Here is a 21733-nt window from a genome sequence, read left to right on the forward strand (position 1 = left end):
GTGGATGTTAAAGAATGAATTAATCTTTGTAACATCCACTTTTTTATTAGTCTTCAATTTCTTTAATAAGCTCAAATAGTTCTATAGCAGCAGCTCTTGGTCCTATAAATTGCATATTTTCTAGTCCCAATTGAGTTTTTATAGTACCTACTTTTACCTTATTTTTATATAGTGTATCAAAGTATAAATCTAGAAGTTTATCACATTCTTCTCTTTTTTGAACAGGTCCAAATGGATTTGCAAAGTAGGTTTGTACAAGTCCTGTTTCAGTTGTAGTTCCTTTAGCAAGTCTTCCTCCTCTTTTAAATACTCTTAAAGCTTCAGATTTTTTGTCAAGTAATTCGATTGACTTAGCATTTTCCAAAACTGCTGAGTAGTTATCGGCATAAAGGAAAAAATCAACTTCATATCCCTTATTTATTTCATCAAAACTTGCAACAGGCATTATAAGTCTTGAGTTTACCTTATCAGGATTCATGAAAACTGACCTATCGATTTGCTTAAATGCATAGCCTGCATCTAGGTCGTCAAGTCTTACAAAAGCACCAATTTCTGTACCATAAGCATATACTTTTCCATTTTCAATTCTAAAAGAACCCATATCATCAAATACTATAGTAAGCTCTTTAATATAATCTTTTGCGAGAGTTCTGAAAGCTTCTATAGATTCACTTTTTCCAGCTCCTGAATCTCCTAATATAACTATATTTACAGTCTTGTTGTTTTGTAAAACTACAGAAAGCCCTGCACCATGAATTGGCAAATAGCCCTTTTTGATGTTGATAACATTGTTTAAAGTTAAAACCATTTTTTTAAGGTAGCCAAAATAATCAATCTTATCTGAATAAGCGATATATCCTACATAAAGTTCATTTTCCTTATCATAGTAGAAAGAATTTTTCCTTTCTCCCTTATCTTTTGGTCCATAGATATATATTGCATCTGGTTTTTCATTTTCTATATCCTTTACTTCTGCAAGCTCAAAGAGATTTGATGCAGAAACCCCATGAGTAAGCAAGTCTCTGTGAAAATAGATGTATATTAGGTTATCACCAACCTTGGCTGGATAGCAGAAAAAGTGAGGATAATTTATATTAGTATCCAAGACTGGATTTTTATATACTTCTTCAAACACACCATCCCTTTTATTAGACTTAGTATAGGTAATATAAGGAGTTTCTATCATAACTTGGGTGATAAAAGGAATCTTATTTAAATTATTATAAATTTCTGGCAAGTCCTTATTAAAATACCTAATCATAATTGAAGCATCACAGGCAGCTGGAACTTGTCTATAAACCTTTGGCCAAGCACCTGTTATATTCATTTCAATTCTTCTATATGACTGAAGAATCAGATTTTTTAGTTTTTCATTAAGCTCAACAAAATTTACAACTCCAACCCCTCGAGAGTCTTTTTTTTGCTCAATTATTGAATATCTTTCCAGATTTCTCCAATAGTCATAATATTCTTCAACTATTTTTAAAACACCTTCTTTTTGTTCATCAAGCTTATGATATTTATTAATCTTTGATGATATTTCTTCTATATTCATAACTGTAAGAAGCTTTAATATATCTACTAACTCTATTGCTAGATTTTCTACAGATGAATTAATAAAAAATTGCTCTATGTATGCATAAACTCTAGATGATTCATTTTTATGGTAGGATATAAATGACTTAGTTAAATCGAGAAAAGATTTACTATCTAATAGTTCATCCACATCATTGAAAAATTGCTCAGAAAAATTAAGTATGACCTTATTTCCTGTTATTGAAAATTCTTTACTCATATTATCTCCATTCTTTTCTATTTTTATTGATAATTTTTATTAATTATATAACAAAGTAGAGTGAAAAACAAGAATAAAAAAAAGCAGGATAAATCCTGCAAAATTAAATAAATACCGTTTGAATTAAAAACATATAAACAAAAGTTCCAGCTGCAATTGATAAGAGTAGGTTTTTTTTCCATAAATGCAGCAAAATTACAACAATAGATGCGATGATTTCTGGTATCCCATAAAATGGAGATGAAAGATTTGTATCTTTTAAGGCATATACTACCAACAGTCCCATTATAGATGCAGGAAGATATTCTCCAAGATAATCTATTATATCAGGGACCTCCTTATTTTTAAGAAGAAAAAAGGGAACAGCCCTTATTACAAAGGTAACTAGGCTTGCCGTTATGAGTATTTTAATAAAATTTTGCATAGTTGTTTTCCTCGATTTGCTTTCTGAAAAAAAGAAGAACTATAACAATTATAACTATTGATGGGATCATAAAACTACCACTTCCAAATATTAATAAGCATATAAAAGGAATAATAATACCAATAATTGAAGGTATTACCTTTTTAGGCTCTTTTATATTTCCAACAAAAAGTGCCATAAACATGGCTATTAAGACAAAATCTAGTTCTTTTGTATTAATATCAAAAAAGTCTCCAAAAAGTCCTCCAAGAAAACATGCAAAAACCCAATATATATAGCTTAAAATTTCAATAGCAAGGATAAAATCTTCTCTTTTTACATTTTTTGGTGTTTTAAGGCTTGTTATAAGGGCAAAAGCTTCATCACTTAGGCCGTGTATAAAGAAAAGTTTGTGTTTTGTCTTTTTAAAAGGTCTTATAAGTGTAAGACCATAAAAGAGATATCTTATGTTTATAGACAAGCTAAATATAGCTATCGATATTAAAGAAATTGGATTTGCAAAAATCGGTATAAGGGCATATTGCAAACTTCCAGCATATATTACAGCTGAAATAAGGCCTGTTTGTATGGCGGATAAACCTACTTCACTAGCTAGTAAACCAAAGGCTATTCCTAAAAATAAGTAACCTAAAAGAATTGGTACTGTATAAGGAAAGGCCTTTTTAAATGCGATTTTCATTCTTTCTTTATTCCTCTCTTATATAAATATTTTTATAAATTTATATAATTATATCACAATTATAAGTGATTTGCTATTTATTTGCTAAGTTATTATAAATTAGATAAGAATATATAAATGAAACTATAATTGTTAAAATAAAAAGGCTTGTTAGTAGTATAAAGGCAATCTTTACTGAAAATCCTAAAATTATCAGGCTAAAAACTCCATTTATAAAAAGTAAGAGTCCAGAAAGCTTTTGAGTTTTTTTCCAAACATAGTCATTTTCTAAGGCCCATGGTGTTCTTATTCCAAGAGTATAGTTTCTCTTTATTCTTGGCATGAAAACTCCACTTATAGCTATAAAAACAGCTATAACCGCTACGATTATCCTTCCTACATTTAAAGATGGGTCAAAAGTTTTTCTTATAGTTAGGCCAATTATAAGAAGATTAAGTATAGGAATTATTAACAAGCTTATATGTTTGTAGGACTCATCATGTTCATTTCTTTTAGGATCTAGGGTTAATATAAAATAAAGAGCAAGGTAGACTAGAACCATAAATATAACTATAAACAATAGAGCATTAATTTTTTTGGCATAAATATCAACCTGCCAGTCAAAATCATAGTGAACAGGAATTCTTACAGGCAACCTATCATAATAAATAATTGCAAGAATTATTGATATAAGAAATAAAATAAATGATAGTAATAAATTTTTCCTATTTTCTTTCATAAATTCCTCCTTTTATAATATAATTATAGCTATTTTTTAAATAAAAGTATACAATATTAGAGTATGAATATCTTATATAAAAAGAAAGGAAGATTATGAGAGAATTTGATGTAGTTGTAGTAGGAAGTGGTGCTGCTGGTGCTTTTATGGCTTATGAGTTTAATAAGCTTGGCACAAATAAGTCTGTTTTAATAATAGATGGAGGTAGGAAAGTAGACCAAAGAAAATGCCCAATTACAGAAGGTAAGGTAGATTATTGTATAGGATGTAAGCCTTGCAATATAATGTATGGCTTTGGTGGTGCAGGTACTCTTTCTGATGGAAAATATAATATAACTACTAATTTTGGTGGTGACTTACATAACTACATAGGCGAAAAAAAGGCCTATGATTTAATGGAGTATGTTGACTCAGTCCTTATGAGCTTTGATAAGGGAGATGCTAAATTATATTCTACTGACAATACTAACTTAAAAAGTGAATGCTTAAGAAATGATCTCCATCTTCTTACAGCAAAGGTTCGTCATTTTGGTACAGAAAGAAATAGGGAAATCTTACAAAAAATTTATAATCAAGTTAAAGATAAAATAAACTTTGAATTTATGACTATGGTAGAAGAAGTTGAATTTAAAGATGGATTCTACTATGTTCATACGAATAAAACAGAAACTATTAAATGTAAGTATCTAGTTCTTGCAGCAGGAAGATCAGGTTCTAAGTGGATATCAGATACTTGCCAAGAGTTTGATGTAAATTTAATGAAAAATAGGGTTGATATAGGGGTTCGTGTTGAAGTTCCAGCAGAAGTTTTCAAACACATAACAGATCAAGTTTATGAGGCAAAGATAGTTTATCAAACTAAGCAATATAATGACCTTGTAAGGACATTTTGCATGAATCCATATGGAGAAGTTGTTACAGAAAATACAAATGGAATTATTACAGTTAATGGTCACTCCTATGCAGATCCTGCCTTAAGAACTGAAAATACAAACTTTGCCCTATTAGTTACTAATAAATTCACAGAACCATTTAAGGATTCAAATGAATATGGTGAATCAATAGCTAGAGTTTCAAATATGCTAGGTGGGGGAGTTTTAATGCAAAGATTTGGTGATCTTATCAAAGGAAGAAGATCATCAGAAAGAAGAATGAAAAAATCATTCTTAAAACCAACCTTAAATGCAACGGCAGGAGATTTATCTCTAGTTATGCCAAAAAGGCAATTAGACGACATAATAGAAATGATTTATGCTCTAGATAAGATTGCTCCAGGTATGGCAAATGATGATACTTTACTTTATGGAATAGAAGTTAAGTTCTATAATTCAGTAGTTGAAGTTGATGAAAATTTCGAAACAAGTAAAGAGAACCTATTTTGTCTTGGAGATGGGTCAGGAGTTACACACTCGCTTTCCCAAGCTTCAGCATCAGGGGTTCTTATGGCAAGAATATTAAATGAAAGAGATTAGTTTAAATGAAATACCTTTATAGGCATATAGAAAAGAAAGATGGAATAGTTTTAAGGGGAGTTGTTAATACACCAGATGACTTTGATTCAAGTAAAAAATATAAAACAGCTCTTTTCTACCATGGTTTTTCTGGAGATAGGGATGGATCACATTGGTTTAGGATTTTAAATTCAAGATATTTAACAAAAAAGGGATATGTTTGTATAAGATTTGACTTTTCAGGTACTGGAGAAAGTGATGGTTCATTTTATGATATGACACTAACAAGGGAGCTTGATGAGGCAAGAATTATTTATGATTTTACTAAAAACTTAGACTTTGTGGATGATAGCAATATTTACTTTATAGGTCATTCTATGGGTGGTGTTATAAGTATTCTCCTAGCAGATGAACTAAAACCAAAAAAGATGAGCCTACTTGCTCCAGCAAGTGATATGAACAATCTTGAGCTTTTGAAAAAAACTGCCCTAAATCTTTATGATTATATTGATGAGAAAAATAGAGATAAAGATTTAAGCGATATAGAAAAGGTAAAGAAACTAGTTAGTATAAAAGATTTGGATGTTGGAGGACTTAGAATTCATAAGAATTTTCTTTTTGATATAATGGATTATGACATATATAAAAAAGCAAGTTTATATAAAGGTGAAGTTCAAATTATAAGGGGAGATCTTGATGATGTTGTTTTGGATGAGTCTAATATCAAACTAAATAGGTGTTTTAAAAATTCAAACTACCATGTTCTTGAAAATACTGATCATTCATTTACAAATTATGATCAAAGAATGCTCTTGTTTGAAATGATGTATGAATTTTTTGAAAAATAAAATTTGACAATAAAATAAGAATCTTGTATCATAACAAAAGAGAGTTAAAGAAGTACCCAATACTCACCTGCCGACAATTGTGTCTTCAGGTTACAATCTCTATTAGAAGAAATTTCTAATATATTATTGATTTATTATGGGTACTTTTAGTACCCATTTTTTTATGCATATATTCGGAGGGAACATTATAAAAGATTTAAAAATTAATGAAGAAATAAGAGACAATAAGCTTAGACTAATTGATGAAGATGGAGAACAAATTGGTGTAGTATCTAAAAATGAAGCCTTAGATAGGGCTTTTGATAAACATTTGGATCTAGTATTAATGTCACCAAATGCTAAGCCACCAGTTGCAAGAATCATGGACTATGGTAAATATAAGTACGAACAAGAGAAAAAAGCTAAAGAAAACAAGAAAAAGCAAAAAACTATTCAAACTAAAGAAACAAGATTTAGCCTTAATATCGAAGATCATGATTTAGCAACAAAGGCAAATCAATCAAAGAAATTCCTTGACAATGGAGATAAAGTTAAGGTTTCTGTTAGGTTTAAGGGTAGAGAATTGGGTCATAAAAACTTAGGCTATGATTTATTAGATAAATTTATAGAAATGGTTGGAGATAGTGCTAAAATTGATAAGAAACCTCAAATGGAAGGTAGATCACTTGTACTATTCATCTCACCTAATAATGAAGAAAAATAGGAGGCTAACATGGCTAAAAACAAAATCAAAACTAAAAGAGCAGCTGCTAAAAGATTTAAAGTTACAGGCAGTGGAAAAATAAAAAGATATAAGGCTTATAAAGGACACCTTACAGCTAAAAAATCACCAGCAAGAAAAAGAAGATTAAGAAAATCTACAATTGCATCTAAGGGTGATCAAAAGAACATCAAGGTATTATTAAACATCTAATAGGGGGATTAAATGGCAAGAGTTAAAAGAGCAATAAATGCAAAAAAAAGACATAAAAAAGTTTTAAAACAAGCTAAAGGTTACTTCGGTTCAAAATCATTACTTTTCAAAACTGCTAACCAAGCTGTGATGAAATCTTTACAATATGCTTATATTGGAAGAAAAAGAAGAAAAAGAGATTTCAGAAAGTTATGGATTGCTAGGATCAACGCTGCTGCTAGAGCAAATGGAACAAGCTATTCAAAGTTGATGGGTAATCTTAAGAAAGCTAACATTGAAATCAATAGAAAGATGCTAGCTGAAATAGCAGTATCAAATCCTGAAGAATTTACAAAATTAGTAGAATTAGCTAACCAAGCTGCTTAATGATTATAAAATCAGATTCTAACGAAAAATATAAATATATTTATAAATTAAAAAAGAAGAAGTATAGGAAAAAATATGGGGTCTTTGTAGTAGAATCTATAAAAATAGTAGAACAAATTCCTCCTGATATGGAGCTTTTGTTTATATTCGTAAATGAAGATATGAAAGATTTTCAAACAGACTATCCTAAAATAGTTTTTTCTAATAGTCTTTTTAACAGACTTTCAAGTCTTGAAAATCCTGAAGGAGTTTCAGCTTGTCTAAAGATTAAGGCCCCTAAACATATTTCTTCAAAAAAAGTACTATTATTAGATCACTTACAAGATCCAGGAAATCTTGGTACCATCATAAGAAGTGCTGAGGCTTTTGGTTTTAAGGATATAATATTATTAAATAATTGTGTTGATATCTATAATGAAAAGACTATAAGAGCTAGTATGGGATCTATTTTTAGGTTGAATTTTTTAGAATATTCAATAAATGAAGTAAAAGATTTGTTAAATGATTACAAGCTTATTTTGGCAGATATGGATGGGAAAAGTTCTGATTGTTTTAAGGATTTTAACAAGATAATTCTTGCTATAGGAAATGAAGCCAATGGGATAGGAAATGATTTAAGAAATCTTACAAATGATTTTATATCTATAAAGATGCAAGGTGAGATTGAATCACTAAATGCAGCTATTGCTGCATCAATATTAATGAATAATTTAGCCAAAGCGGACTAAAGCTATACTATCCAAGCAAAGCAAGTGGTAGATGATGAGAGGCCACCTTGTAACGGTATAGTAATTCACCGCCCAGCTTTGATACGAAACTAAGTAGTTGATACGGTTACGCGTTATAGTTATTAAGTGGGTTATTTATAACCAAATTAGGTGGTACCGCAGGCTAGTCTGTCCTTTTATAGGGCAGTTTTTTTGTACCAAAAATTATTGGAGGATTATATGAAAGAAGAATTAAAGGCCTTGGTAGAAGAAGCTACAAAGGCAATAGAAGAAAAAACAGACCTTAAATCCTTAGAAGAGTTAAGGGTTAAGTATTTAGGAAAAAAGGGAAAGATTACAGCTTTTAAGAAAAATATTTCCAAACTTCCAAACGAAGAAAAACCAATGGCAGGAAAGCTTATAAATGAAACTAGTAGAGAAGTTGAAAAAATACTAGAAAAGAGAAAAGAAATAATAAAAAAAGAACTTCTAGAAAAAAAGATAAAGGAAGAAAAGATAGATGTAACTGCAAATTTTGACATCTATGAAACTGGACATTTTTCAGTTATAAATCAAACTATGGCTGAACTTGAAGAAATATTTCAAAATATGGGATTTGATGTAGTAGAGGGGCCAGAAATTGATACTGTAAAAAATGTATTTGATGATCTTAACTCACCTAAAAATCACCCTTCAAGATCTCTTTCAGATACTTTCTATATAGATGAAGATACTCTTCTTCGTCCACATACATCTAGCATGCAAATTCGTGTTATGAATGAAGGAAAACTTCCGATTAAGATGGTATCAGCAGGAAGAGTATTTAGAAACGACGAAGTCGATGCAACTCACTCACCAATGTTTCATCAATTGGAATGTTTAGTTGTAGATGAGAATGCATCTCTTGCAAATCTTAAATCAACACTTGAAACATTTATAAAAGAAATGTTTGGCAATGACATGAAGATGCGTTATCGTCCTCACCATTTTCCATTTACAGAACCATCACTTGAAGTTGATGTAACTTGTCCATCATGCGGTGGCAAGGGATGTCCTGCTTGCTCAAATACTGGATGGTCAATGGAACTTTTAGGTGGAGGAATGGTTCATCCAAATGTATTAGAAAATTGTGGAATAGATAGTGAAAAATATACTGGTTTTGCCTTCGGTCTTGGAGTTGATAGAATTGCCATGGTTAAGTATGGACTAGATGATATTAGATTACTATTTGATAATGACAAGAGATTTATTAAACAATTCTAGGAGGAGAAATGTTAGTACCTTTAATTTGGCAAAAAGATTATATAAAATTAGATAAAGATTTAAAGACAATAACAGATAGACTATCAGAAACAGGTTCACATGTTGAAAGTGTATATACCATTTCTGATAAACTTGAAGGACTTGTAGTAGGAAAAGTTTTAAAACAAGTAAAGCATCCAAATGCAGATAAATTACAAGTTCTAACTATAGATATAGGAAGTGAAATCACTATAGTAACCTCAGCTAAAAATACTAAAGAGGGAGATTATCTTATAGTTATAAAATCTGGTTCTACTATTAATGGACAAAAAATAGATGATCATGATTTTTTTGGAATAACAAGCCAAGGTATGCTCACTTCATATAAGGAAATAGGATATGATGATTCTCTTATTGAAAAAAAATCAAAGGATGGAGTTATTGTACTATCTTCTGAATTTAAGCCTGGAACACCTGCAATTGAAGTTTTATATTCAAACACCCCAGTAATTGAGTATGAAATTACTCCAAATAGACCTGACTGTTTATCTATAATAGGAATGGCAAGAGAATCTGCAGCATCATTTAATAGTAAGATATCCTATCCATCAATAGATTATCCTACTGTATCTGATAAAAAGGAAGATTACTTTAAGAAAATTGAAATTAAATCAGATAAGTGTAAAAGATATACAGGAAGAATTGTAAAAAATGTTAAAGTAGGAGAATCTCCACAATGGCTTAAAAACTTATTAATGCTTGCTGGTATGAGACCTGTAAATAACATAGTAGATATAACAAATTTTGTAATGCTTGAAACAGGCCAACCACTTCACGCTTATGACCTTGAAAGTCTTGCTGATAGAAAAATTATAGTAAGAGATGCAAAAGAAGGAGAGCTCATAAAAACATTAGATGGTGTAGAAAGAAAACTTAACTCAGATGTACTTCTTATAGCTGACGGAAAAGAGGCTATAGGTATTGCAGGAATTATGGGTTCGATGGATAGCGAAATTACAGAAAACACAAAGACTATCCTACTAGAATCTGCAAACTTTGATTCAGATAATATTAGAAAGTCATCTAAAAGTTTAAATCTAAGAAGTGAAGCGAGTTCAAGATTTGAAAAACAAATTTCAGTAGAAAATTCTGAATTTGCATCAAAAAGAGTAATGAAATTAATAACAGATTTAGGACTTGGAGAAGTGCTTGAAGATAGCTTTGATGAAGGTTATAAAAATAGCGAAGAAAACGAAGTTAAACTTAGGATATCTAGACTAAATAGTTTAATAGGACATGAATTTTCTAAGGATGAAGCTATAAGTTATCTTAAATCCTTAGAATTTGAGGTAAGGGATTTAGATGAAGACACAATAATAGCGAAAATCCCTCATTTTAGGATGGATATTTCTATAGAAGCTGATCTTATAGAAGAGATTGCAAGGCTATATGGTATGGGAAAAGTTATTTCAAAACCACTATACTCATCACTTCAAAGAGGAGAGAAATCTCCTATGAGATTATTAAAAGATGATTTAAAACTCAATCTTTTTGGTCAACAATTTTCAGAAATCACAACATACTCATTTATATCACCAAAGGAATATGATAAGCTAGGTATAAATGAGGACTCAAAACTTAGAGATTTTGTAAAAATAATTAATCCTTTGGGAGAAGACTACTCTGTAATGAGGACTACCTTACTTGCAAACATGCTCACTACAATCTCAAAAAACCTATCTTATAAACAAAAAGATTTAAGATTTTATGAAATTGGTACAAGTTTTATAAAAACAGGTGAGAAACTTCCTTCAGAAAGACAATACCTAAGTATGGGACTTTACGGAAATTACACTTTTTATAATCTTAAGGATTTCTTTATAAAGGCCATGGCAAGAACCGGATTTAGAGGTTTTGAATTTAAAACTGAAGAAAATGTCAAAGCTTTCCATTCAGGACGTTGTGCCAATATTTATTTTGATGGAAAAAAGATAGGAATAATGGGTCAAATATCTTATGAAAGTCTTGAAGCCTATAATATCAAAGGACTTGCTTTAGCATTAGAGATAGATCTCTCATTAATTGCTGATAAAAGACTTACAGATATAAGATACAAGCCTTTAGATAAGTATCCATCAAGTTTACGTGACTATTCGTTTATTTGTGATATAAATGTAGAAAGCAGGAAGATTGAGGATATAATAATAACTAGAGCAAAAGGTCTTGTAAGAAGTATAGAAATATTTGATATTTACCAAGGTGAACAAATTGAAGAAGGTAAAAAATCAATCTCATATAAGGTGGCTTTCGGTAAAAGCGATAGGACACTAAAAGATGAGGAAGTTGAAAAAATTGAAAAAGAATTTTTAAAGGATTTGGAAGAAAAAGACGTTGTTTTACGTAGTTAGGAGAAAATGTGGCAGAAAAAATCAAGGTTAATATTGCTGGCATGGATTACACTTTAACTAGTGAATTAGACAAGACTCAAATACAACAAATAGCAGCTTATGTTGACAAAAAAATTAAAGAAGTTGACAATGATAAGCTTACACGTGAAAATCAATTATTACTTGCAGCCCTAAATATAACAGATGAGATGTATAATCTCTTAATAAAACATAAAAAATTAAAAGATGAGGCTAAAGAGCCTATAGAAAAGTATCCAAGGCTAAGGGATGATTACCAATCCTTAATTATGGATTATGAGAAAGTTAAAGCTGACTTTGAAAAATCTAAAGATGATTTTATGGAATCTATGAAAAAAATAGACGATCTAAATTCAGTTATTAATAAGATTAAGCAAGAAATTGAGAATAAGGATAAGATTATAAAGTCTAAAGATAATAATCTTAAGAAATTAAGAGAAAACTTACAAAAACTTCAAGATGATAACCTTGACCTTAACAAGAAGGTCAAGGAGCTTGAAAAGGACTTATAATGAGAAATACTGAAATATTAGCTCCTGTTGGTAAAATGTCCATGCTGTATGCAGGTCTTGCCGCAGGGGCTTGTAGCTTTTACTTGGCTCTTGATGATTTTGGGGCGAGAGCCTATGCTAAAAACTTTTCAATTGATAATATAAAGGAAGTAATCGATCTGATTCATCTATTTGATAGGAAGGTATTTATAACTATAAATACCCTAATAAAAGATGAAGAGATGGACAAGGCTTTATCATATCTTGAAAAATTAATTGAGTATGGCGCAGATGGAATATTAATTCAGGATATTGGATTTTACTCTCTAATAAAAGACATAAAAAGAGATGGAGAAAAAAAGATTGAATTTCATGCTTCAACTCAAATGGCAATAAAAGATTATGATGGTGCTAAAGCCCTTAAAGATTTAGGATTTGATAGGATAGTTATAGCAAGAGAAACCCCAATAGATGAGATAAAAAAAATAGCAAAGCTTGAAATAGATACGGAAGTTTTTGTTCATGGCTCACTTTGTGTATCTTACTCTGGGGAGTGTCTTTTATCATCTTATTTAGGTAGAAGGTCTGCTAACAGAGGTAGGTGTGCTGGAATTTGTAGAAAAAAATATAAGCTTATAAATAATGGCAAGGTATTAGGATATGATTACTATCTTTCAATGAAGGATTTAAATACAATAGATAATATAGAAGAGTTAGTAAAAGCAGGAGTAGATTCTTTGAAAATAGAAGGTCGTATGAAGACAGATGAATATGTCTATAATACTGTAAGAAACTATAAAAGTATGCTTGAAGAATCTACATATAATAATGACGAAATAGAAGATATATCAAACAGATCTTATACCAAGGGTTTTATTTTTGGACAAAAAAGAAACTATCTTGCTTTAAGTAATGAAAATAAACATAGGGTTATAGGAAAAGTTTTTGAAAAATCAAAGGATAAGTTTTTTAAGTCAAACTCAAAGCTAAGAAAGGGATCTATCCTTGAGGTTGTAACAAAGAAAAACAAGACCCTACCACTTACCTTAACAAGTGACTTAAATAATGGAGATGTCTTAAAATTAAAAGATTTTAAGGATGCAAAAATAGGCTCAAATATAAGTTTATTAAATTCATCAATTCTTAAAGAAAATTTAGAAGATGGACTAAGTTCCTATAAAAATCTTCCGCTTGATATTTCTTTTGTAGGAAGATTAGGGGAATATCCTAAAATAAGCTTAAGCTATAAAGATATAAAGGTAAATTTTCTTGGAAAGAGTAAAATAGAAAGGGCTAATAAAGTTTCCTTAAGTGAGGAGGATATAAGAGAAAATCTTTCAAAGCTTGGAAACACCATCTATAAGGTAAAAAATATAAATATAAGTATAGATGATAATATCTTTATTAAAAAAAAGGATATAAATGAGCTTAGAAGAAATGCAATTTATATCCTAAATAATAAAAGACTAGAGCCTTATTATAAGAAAAATCCCAACATTAAAAAGAGAAATTTAAAAGAAAATAGGGAAATTAAAAGAGAAAAAAATGTAGAACTCTTATCAAATAATATTGATAGAGGCTTACTTGATGATTTTGATAATGTTTATGTAAGAGCATTTGATAAGTCTTTTTCCGGACTTAATCTTTATTATATATTAGATGCTGATAAGTCCTATAATAAAAAAGAATTAATAAATTATTTATTAGAAAATGGATTTAAAGGAGTGATTTTTAATAATTACAAAGATTTTGTTCTTATAGATGATCTAAGAAAAAATAAGTTAAAAATTAGGATAGGTAGATACTTAAATGTGTTTAATTCCTACTCATTTGACTTTTATGATAAATTTTCTGAAATGATATCATCTTCTGTGGAAAACTCTTTTGAAAATATTAATAAAAACTCTAAAAGATACAAGACTGAGATATTAGCTTATGGACCAATTGAACTTATGAATATGAGAAATTGTCCATTTTCATCCATTAAAAAATGTGGTTTAAATGGTTGTGAAAAATGTATTTTTAATGATTCACAAATAGAAGATGAAGATGGTAATTTATTTGATATAAAAAGAAGTGATTATATATCTAGGATTTATTCAAGAAAAATCACAAAAATTGATTTGAAAAAACTTGAAAACTCAGTATCCTTATTATACTTAGTAAGAAATAATGATGATATTATAAATATTAAAAATACAAAGATTAACAATCTAGGCTATGATAGAGGTGTTATTTAATGCAGACAAAAACTTTAGAAGTCTTAGAATTTGATAAGATATTAGATATGATAAAAGATTATGCTAGAAGTAAGCTTGTATCTGACATGATTTTAAATACAAGACCCATAAATGATAAGGAAAAAATTCAAAGGGAACTAGACCAAACAGGAGCCATGCTTGAAGTCATAGTAGAAAATGGAAATATAGATCTTTTTGGACTTTATGATTTTAACAAAATCATAGGATATGTAAGAAAAAAAGGGGTTCTTGAGCCTGTTGAACTTCTTAAAGTTCTTGATTTATTAAGGTCTAGTGCATATCTTAAAGAGTATGGTGAAAATATTGAAGATTCATATATAAAAGACTTATTTAATAGGATATCTACAGATGATTTTCTTAAAAATGAAATAGAAAGATCTATTATATCTGAAGATGAAATAGCAGATAATGCCTCATCAAATCTTAGGTCAATAAGAAAAAGAAAGACTAAAAAGGAAGAAGAAATAAAAAATAAGCTTTCTTTTTATATATCATCATCTAAATTTGATGATGCTCTTCAAGACAAGGTTGTATCAATTAGAGATGGGAGATACGTTCTTCCAGTAAAGACTAATAAAAAATCAATTTTTAATGGTATTATTCATGATAGGTCAGCAAGTGGAAACACACTTTTTATAGAACCACATACTATAGTTGAATTAAATAACGACCTATCAAACCTTGAAATAGAAGAAAATGATGAGATAAGAAGAATACTTGATAGGCTTTCTAGATTTGTAGAAGGCTTTGATGTAGAGATTTTAGAAAATCAAAAACTTATTGCAAGAATCGACTTCTTACAAGCTAAAGCAAAATTTGCCTTAGCCAATAAATATAGTAAGCCAAATCTTACTGATAAGAAAAAATTAAAGCTAAAAAATGCCATCCACCCACTATTGAAAGGAAATGTAGTTCCTATAAATGTAGAAATGGGAGATGGTTACAATACCTTAATTATAACTGGACCAAACACGGGTGGAAAAACTGTATCTTTAAAGACAGTAGGCCTTGTAAATCTTATGGCTCAGTCGGGATTTTTTATACCATGTGATGAAGATAGTCTTGTAAATATATTTGATGATATATTCTTAGATATAGGAGATACCCAATCTATAGAATTGAGTTTATCAACATTTTCTGCTTCTTTAACCAATATTGTCAAAATAACAGAAAATGTTACAGATAAATCATTAGTATTATTAGATGAGCTAGGTTCAGGAACAGATCCTACGGAAGGTGCAGCTCTTGCTATAGCAATTCTAAACTTTCTTAAAAATAAAAAGGTCATGACTTTTGCAACAACTCATTATTCTGAGCTTAAATATTATGCTCTAGAAAGTGAAGATGTAATGAATGCATCGGTTGAATTTAATATAGAAACCCTATCTCCAACCTATAAATTAATTATAGGCACTCCTGGAAAATCTAATGCATTTGAAATTTCAAAAAGATTGGGACTTGATAGTGAGATTTTGGCTAATGCTAAGTCTTTACTATCTGATGAGAATAAAAACTTCAATACAATATTAGAACAATTGGATAAAAACAAAAAAGATCTTGAAAAGAAAAATAAAGAGATTGAAAGTTACAAGAAAAAGATTAAACAAGCTCGTAATAATCTTCTAGATCTTTCTAAAAAAATAGAAAAACAAAAAGAAAAAATCATAAAAGATGCAGAAGATAAGGCAAATGAAATAATAGATGCGGCGAATGAATCATCTCAAGAGATGCTGAAAATGGCTAAAAAATCTAGAAATGCTAATACATCTAACATTGATAGGTCCTTAAATGAAATTAGAAATAAATACAAATCATCAAGAATTGAAAGAGATGAGAAAAATATAGGACCAAAACTAAGCAAAAATGCCCCAGAAACCTTAAAAGTTGGAGATATAGTAATTATAGAAGGCTTAAATGAAAAGGCTGAAGTTATAGAAGCTCCAGATGAAAAGGGTAATATAAAAGTACAGATGGGTATTTTAAAAATGGAGTCAAATATCAAAAACGTCACCAAGACTAGGTCAAAGGATAAAATAAGGGAAAATATCAACAAAATCTATAAGACGAAAAAGGCTATGTATATATCACCAACTCTTGATTTAAGAGGGCAAAGATATGATGAAGCTTTAAGAAACTTCGATAAGTACTTAGATGATGCAATTTTAGCAGGGCTTGATCAAGCAAAAATCATCCATGGTAAGGGGACAGGTGCCTTAAGAAAAGGTATAAATGATTATCTAAAGAATAACACAAGAATTGATTCATACAGGCCGGGTAATGAAAAAGAAGGTGGATTTGGTGTTACTGTAGTGAAATTCAAATAGAATCTGGAGGATAAATGAGAGATTTAAAAGAAATTATAGCAAATAAGCTATGTGATATGGATTTAGGCATTGAAAAGAGTGCAATATATAAGCTTATTGAAATACCACCTAGAGATGATATGGGAGATTTTTCTTTTCCGTGCTTCTCGTTGGCTAAAACTTTAAGAAAAAATCCTGCTCTTATAGCAAAAGAGATTAAAGAAAAATTAGAAAAGGAAGAAAAGACTTATTTTGAAAAGATAGAAAATCTAAATGCCTATCTTAACTTTTATATTGACAGGAAATTTATACAAAATGAAGTTTTAAATGAAATTTTAGAAAAAAAAGAAGATTATGGAAGGTCTAATATGGGAGAAGGAAAGACTATAGTATTAGATTTTTCATCTGTAAATATAGCAAAGCCTTTCCATATAGGTCATATTAGGTCAACAGTTATAGGAGATGCTATTAGGAATATATTTAATTTTCTAGGATACAAGACTGTAGCAAGTAACTATATTGGAGACTATGGTACTCAATTTGGAACTATGATTGCAGCCTATAAACTTTGGGGAGATGATGATAAGCTAAATGAAAATCCCATAAAAGAGTTATTAAACTTATATGTAAGATATAATAACGAGGCGGCTTTAAATGAAGAAATGATGGATGTTGCTAGAGATGAGTTTAAAAAACTTGAAGAAGGAGAAGATGAATCGGTAAGACTTTGGTCTTGGTTTAAGGAAATCTCCTTTAAGGAATTTGATAGGGTTTATAAGTTACTAGATATAGACTTTGATAATTACGATGGAGAATCTTATCATTCTGAATTTATACCAGCTGTTATAAAAGAATTAGAAGAGAAAAATCTTTTAGTAGAATCAGATGGGGCAAAGATTATAGACTTAGGTGAAGATGACTTGCCACCAGCTATTATTATAAAATCCAATGGTTCTTCTGCTTATATAACTCGTGATATTGCTACAGCCATAAATAGAAAAAAAGTTTATGATTTTTATGAAAATTTATATGTTGTTGCAACCCAACAAAACCTACACTTTAGGCAATTATGGAAGATATTAGAGCTTATGGGATATGATTTTTATAAAGATTGTAAGCATATCCCTTTTGGTATGGTAAGTTTAAAAGATAAGACCCTATCAACTAGAAAAGGTCAAGTTGTTTTCTTAGAAGATGTATTAAATAAAGCAATAAATAAAACTAAGGAGATTATGAAAAACAGGGATACTGATATAGAAGATATTGATAAGACATCCAGAATAGTTGGGATAGGTGCTGTTAAATTCCAAGAACTTTACAACAATAGGATAAAAGACTATGTCTTTGATTGGGATGAACTTTTAAACTTTGAAGGAGAAACTGGTCCATATGTTCAATATACTTATGCTCGTGCTAAAGCTGTTTTAAGAAAAGCAGGGGTAGTAGAAATGACTTCTATGGATTTTTCTCTATTAAACTCAGATGAAGAATTCATTTTAATTAAATCACTAAGAAGTTTTGAAGACACAATAGTTAAGGCAAGAGATAGGTATGAACCTTCACTTATTTCAAGAAAGATAATGGAAATATCTCAAAATTTCAATAAATTCTACAATTCATCAAAAATCATGGTGGATGATGAGAATCTTAAAAATCAAAGGCTTGCTCTAGCGCTCGCAACATCGATAGTGATTAAAGTAGGTTTAAGTTTATTAGGTATTAAAACTGTGGAGAAAATGTAATGATGGGAAGAATAAAAGATTTTTTGGAATGTTCAAAGTATGCCTTTACTGAGACTGTTAAAAAATTAAAAAAATCATACATTCTTTTTATCTTTATAGTAATAAGGTCAATGTTTGAAGGAATGAAGGGGATAGTTTTTTTTGATCAATCTTTTGAATCTTCACTTTTTTCATCACTTATTAACTATTTTATAGAGATTACTATCTTATGCTTTATAGCTCAGTCTTTAAGGTCAATTGTCTTATATAATAACACAGGGAAGAAATCTATAGAAAATTCAATCTCAAACTTTTTCTATCTAGTTATGAGTGCTGTATTTTGTATTTATATAATGGAGCTTGTTATAAATAACCTAACACAAGTACTAAGTCCAGGCCTTAGGATTTTGATTTTGTTTTTGTTTAAAATTATAACATCAGCCTTTTTGGAATTAGTTTATATAGAAAATGTTTATGGATTTTCGATTATAGGGGAATCCTTTAGATTTGTTAAAAATAATATTTTAACATGGGGAGTTTATGCAGTAATCTTTACTTTTATTGAAGGAGTTTTAATAAAACAAATAGGCTTAAATGTATTAAATATGTCTAATGAGGCAATATTTATAATGTTACTGGCTCTATGGGATACCTTCTTTTTATTATTTAAAGGAAACTTATTTAAATTTTTAAATAAGCATTCATACAGGCAAAGAAAATTTATGAGAGGTTAAATGAAAAAAATAGATCAATACTTTTTAGATTTTACAGACAAACTTGCATATATTGACTTGAAAAAAGATTCTTCATATGAATTATTAAACAAAACGCCACTTGCTTTATATACTGATGATATGTCAGAAAATATTATAAGTGGAGACTTTGAAAATAGAATAAAACTTAATATAATACTTGATGGGCTTATAATAAATCTTGCCATAGATCCTGATTTCAAGTATAAGCAATCTTATATAAAAATTCTCGAAAACTATTTAGAAAAAATAGGAGCTTATACAGCCCAAAGAGCTTTAAAAATAGGAAATAAAAAACCAGAAAAAGCTCTATTGCTCTTAAGGGGAGGCTATATTATAAATCCCTTTGATAAGTATAATGCCTATAATTATGCAAGAGCTTTGTGGCCTAAAGCATATGAAGATACAAAATATAAGGATGAATTCATAAAAGAGGCTTTAAGAATACTTCAAGAAATAATTTTACAAGATGAAGATTTTCCATTATCATATTATGAATTAGGAAATATCTACCAGAATCTTGGAGAATATATAAAAGCAAGAAGTTATTATGAAAATGCCCTACGTAGAACAGAAGATTTAGATGCAAAAGATGAAATAAGATCTAAAATATCAACTATATTTGATAATGCCGAAATAGAAGAGGCTCTTTATTATATAGGAAAGGGAAACTATGAAAAGGCTATGGGGATACTTACAAGATTATTATCAAAAACAAAAAGAGCAGATGCCTATTATTATCTGGGAGTTTGTTATCAAAATATAGGACAATATGAAAATTCTAGTCTTGCTTTTGAAAACTCCCTTGATAAGGGTGGAGAATTTAGGCAACTTTATAATGACTATTCCATAAGCCTATATGCCTTAGATAAAAAAATAGAGGCAATAGAGATAATTAACAGTGGTCTTAAAAAATATCCAGAAGATCCGAGAATGATCTATAATAGGATACAAATAAATATAGATTTAGGAAATTTAAAAAAAGCAAAAGAAGATATAGATAATCTTGAAACATACGACGACCTATCAGATGAGTTAAGTCGTAATCTACAAATAATAAAAGATCAATTTAACCTAAACTAAGGAAAATCCCCAAATATTCTTGGGGATTTTTTACTTGCCTTAAAGATAAAATAAAAGTATGTTAATAGATGAGATATCGTTTTTTATTTAAGGAGGATTAAATGAAAGTAATTGAAACTAAAAACGCACCAGCAGCAGTAGGAGCTTATTCACAAGGAATAGTAACAAATGGATTTGTATATTCATCAGGACAACTTCCACTAGTTCCAGAAACAGGTGAGTTAATTTCAGATGATATAAAGAAAGCTACAAAAAGATCACTAGAAAATGTTAAAAATATAATCGAAGAAGGTGGATCAAGTATAGAAAAAATAGTCAAAGTAAATATCTTCTTAGCAGACATCAATGATTTTGCTGCTGTAAATGAAGTATATGCAGAATTTTTTGGAGATCATAAACCAGCAAGAAGCTGTGTTCAAGTGGCTCACCTTCCAAAAGATGGTTTATTAGAAATTGAAGCCATAGCTGAAATTTAATAAGTGTTAAGATATGACAATTATAAAAAAGGGTGAAAAAGCACCATTGTTCAATATAAAGGATCAAAATGCAAAAGATGTAAACTTAGAAGATTTCAAAGGTAAAAAAGTAATCCTATCTTCTCATCCATTAGCTTTTACAGCAGTATGTACCGATCAAATGAGATCTCTTGAAAGAAATTTTGATAGAATTCAAGAAAAAGGAGAGACTGTAGTAATAGGCTTATCTATAGATCCTCAACCATCAAAAAAAGCATGGGCAAGTGCTATTAACATAGATAAGGTAAGACTTGCATCAGACTTTTTCCCATTAGGAAAAGTAGCAAAGGCTTATGGTATTTTTAATGAAGAAAATTCTGCTAGTAAAAGAGCTAATATCATTATAGATGAAGAAGGAATTGTTAAGTGGTCAAAAGAATATCCACAAACTGAATTACCTGATATAGAAGAAGTAATAAAAAATTTGTAAAAATATTTGACAAAACAAAATAAAAATAATATACTAATATAGCTATCAAAAAGATAGCTATATTTTATTGATATTAAAAGCCAAATTGTGAAAAGAAAAAAGCAAAGAAGCGAGAGAGCAAGTCAAAATAAAAAAAACAAAAAAAGACTTGACAAAACAAAATATCAAATGTATACTATAATAGTCGTCACTGAGAAAGAAGAGTCAAAAGAAAAGAAACTTGAAAAAAGTTAATAAAAAAATTTGACAAACAATCGAAGACGTGGTAGACTAAAATAGTCAGTAACAGCTGACATATGAACCTTTAAAACAAAATAACTACAACTACAAAGTTAAAATACTTTGAGTAAACCAAACGAAAAAATGACAGAAGTCAAGATCGAACTTTAAATGAGAGTTTGATCCTGGCTCAGGATAAACGCTGGCGGCGTGCATAACACATGCAAGTCGAACGATGAAGGTTTTAAGATTTCTTCGGAATGATTAAAAGTGGATTAGTGGCGAACGGGTGAGTAACACGTGAGTAACCTGCCTTACACAAGGGGATAGCCTTTGGAAACGAAGAATAATACCCTATAAAGTCAAATCATCGCATGATGGAATGACCA

21 protein-coding genes and 1 rRNA gene are annotated in these 21733 nt (G+C 29.6%); 18 read left to right on the forward strand and 4 right to left on the reverse strand.

Annotated features, from left to right (window positions below):
- Window positions 1–46 precede the first annotated feature (46 nt).
- The 4 genes from FYJ26_RS06375 to FYJ26_RS06390 all read right to left on the reverse strand — a co-directional run bounded on the left by FYJ26_RS06375 (window position 47) and on the right by FYJ26_RS06390 (window position 3616).
- Window positions 47–1795: a phosphoenolpyruvate carboxykinase gene (locus FYJ26_RS06375; RefSeq protein WP_154540783.1), complete on the reverse strand. Its 1749-nt coding sequence runs from the start codon at window positions 1793–1795 to the stop codon at window positions 47–49.
- Between the two features lie 103 nt (window positions 1796–1898).
- On the reverse strand, window positions 1899–2219 hold the full coding sequence (locus tag FYJ26_RS06380) for a branched-chain amino acid transporter permease (RefSeq protein WP_154540785.1): 321 nt from the start codon (window positions 2217–2219) through the stop codon (window positions 1899–1901).
- Window positions 2203–2898, reverse strand: coding sequence for an AzlC family ABC transporter permease (locus FYJ26_RS06385; RefSeq protein ID WP_154540787.1), 696 nt, complete (start codon window positions 2896–2898; stop codon window positions 2203–2205). The genes FYJ26_RS06380 and FYJ26_RS06385 overlap by 17 nt, the downstream gene beginning before the upstream one ends.
- Before the next feature lie 73 nt (window positions 2899–2971).
- A complete protein-coding gene (locus tag FYJ26_RS06390; protein WP_154540789.1) occupies window positions 2972–3616 on the reverse strand; it encodes an SdpI family protein in 645 nt (214 codons plus the stop codon).
- A 95-nt stretch (window positions 3617–3711) separates the two neighbouring features.
- On the opposite strand from FYJ26_RS06390, the gene FYJ26_RS06395 reads away from it, so the two are divergent.
- The 18 genes from FYJ26_RS06395 to FYJ26_RS06480 all read left to right on the forward strand — a co-directional run.
- Complete coding sequence (locus tag FYJ26_RS06395) at window positions 3712–5088, forward strand: NAD(P)/FAD-dependent oxidoreductase (protein WP_154540791.1); 1377 nt, start codon at window positions 3712–3714, stop codon at window positions 5086–5088.
- Between the two features lie 5 nt (window positions 5089–5093).
- On the forward strand, window positions 5094–5915 hold the full coding sequence (locus tag FYJ26_RS06400; RefSeq protein WP_154540793.1) for an alpha/beta hydrolase: 822 nt from the start codon (window positions 5094–5096) through the stop codon (window positions 5913–5915).
- A 163-nt stretch (window positions 5916–6078) separates the two neighbouring features.
- Entirely contained in the window at window positions 6079–6618 is a 540-nt protein-coding gene (gene infC, locus FYJ26_RS06405) for a translation initiation factor IF-3 (RefSeq protein ID WP_154540827.1), read from the forward strand.
- Between the two features lie 9 nt (window positions 6619–6627).
- Window positions 6628–6828 (forward strand): 50S ribosomal protein L35, encoded by a 201-nt coding sequence (rpmI, locus tag FYJ26_RS06410; protein ID WP_154540795.1) that lies wholly within the window; start codon window positions 6628–6630, stop codon window positions 6826–6828.
- A 12-nt stretch (window positions 6829–6840) separates the two neighbouring features.
- Window positions 6841–7194: a 50S ribosomal protein L20 gene (gene rplT / locus FYJ26_RS06415; RefSeq protein WP_154540797.1), complete on the forward strand. Its 354-nt coding sequence runs from the start codon at window positions 6841–6843 to the stop codon at window positions 7192–7194.
- Complete coding sequence (locus tag FYJ26_RS06420; RefSeq protein WP_154540799.1) at window positions 7194–7922, forward strand: TrmH family RNA methyltransferase; 729 nt, start codon at window positions 7194–7196, stop codon at window positions 7920–7922. The genes rplT and FYJ26_RS06420 overlap by 1 nt, the downstream gene beginning before the upstream one ends.
- Window positions 7923–8141: 219 nt before the next feature.
- The gene (gene pheS, locus FYJ26_RS06425) at window positions 8142–9164 is read left to right on the forward strand and encodes a phenylalanine--tRNA ligase subunit alpha (RefSeq protein WP_154540801.1); all 1023 of its coding nucleotides are present in this window, start codon (window positions 8142–8144) and stop codon (window positions 9162–9164) included.
- Window positions 9165–9172: 8 nt separating this feature from the next.
- The gene (gene pheT, locus FYJ26_RS06430) at window positions 9173–11551 is read left to right on the forward strand and encodes a phenylalanine--tRNA ligase subunit beta (protein WP_154540803.1); all 2379 of its coding nucleotides are present in this window, start codon (window positions 9173–9175) and stop codon (window positions 11549–11551) included.
- Between the two features lie 8 nt (window positions 11552–11559).
- Window positions 11560–12081: a cell division protein ZapA gene (locus tag FYJ26_RS06435; RefSeq protein WP_320595345.1), complete on the forward strand. Its 522-nt coding sequence runs from the start codon at window positions 11560–11562 to the stop codon at window positions 12079–12081.
- Window positions 12081–14300: a peptidase U32 family protein gene (locus FYJ26_RS06440; protein WP_154540805.1), complete on the forward strand. Its 2220-nt coding sequence runs from the start codon at window positions 12081–12083 to the stop codon at window positions 14298–14300. Before FYJ26_RS06435 ends, FYJ26_RS06440 begins: the two co-directional genes overlap by 1 nt.
- Window positions 14300–16645 (forward strand): endonuclease MutS2, encoded by a 2346-nt coding sequence (locus FYJ26_RS06445; RefSeq protein WP_154540807.1) that lies wholly within the window; start codon window positions 14300–14302, stop codon window positions 16643–16645. Before FYJ26_RS06440 ends, FYJ26_RS06445 begins: the two co-directional genes overlap by 1 nt.
- Before the next feature lie 14 nt (window positions 16646–16659).
- On the forward strand, window positions 16660–18366 hold the full coding sequence (argS, locus tag FYJ26_RS06450; protein WP_154540809.1) for an arginine--tRNA ligase: 1707 nt from the start codon (window positions 16660–16662) through the stop codon (window positions 18364–18366).
- Window positions 18366–19079 carry a hypothetical protein gene (locus FYJ26_RS06455; protein WP_154540811.1) on the forward strand — a complete coding sequence of 238 codons (714 nt, stop codon included), beginning with the start codon at window positions 18366–18368 and terminating at the stop codon, window positions 19077–19079. The genes argS and FYJ26_RS06455 overlap by 1 nt, the downstream gene beginning before the upstream one ends.
- Complete coding sequence (locus tag FYJ26_RS06460; protein ID WP_154540813.1) at window positions 19080–20180, forward strand: tetratricopeptide repeat protein; 1101 nt, start codon at window positions 19080–19082, stop codon at window positions 20178–20180.
- Window positions 20181–20281: 101 nt separating this feature from the next.
- The gene (locus tag FYJ26_RS06465) at window positions 20282–20656 is read left to right on the forward strand and encodes a RidA family protein (RefSeq protein WP_154540815.1); all 375 of its coding nucleotides are present in this window, start codon (window positions 20282–20284) and stop codon (window positions 20654–20656) included.
- A gap of 13 nt (window positions 20657–20669) precedes the next feature.
- Window positions 20670–21125 (forward strand): redoxin domain-containing protein, encoded by a 456-nt coding sequence (locus FYJ26_RS06470; RefSeq protein ID WP_154540817.1) that lies wholly within the window; start codon window positions 20670–20672, stop codon window positions 21123–21125.
- 87 nt (window positions 21126–21212) lie between these two features.
- A complete protein-coding gene (locus FYJ26_RS06475; protein ID WP_154540819.1) occupies window positions 21213–21359 on the forward strand; it encodes a hypothetical protein in 147 nt (48 codons plus the stop codon).
- Between the two features lie 152 nt (window positions 21360–21511).
- Window positions 21512–21733 (forward strand): 16S ribosomal RNA (locus FYJ26_RS06480); the annotation flags it as partial.

This window comes from Anaerococcus porci, from assembly GCF_009696575.1.
Classification (GTDB): domain Bacteria; phylum Bacillota; class Clostridia; order Tissierellales; family Peptoniphilaceae; genus Anaerococcus; species Anaerococcus porci.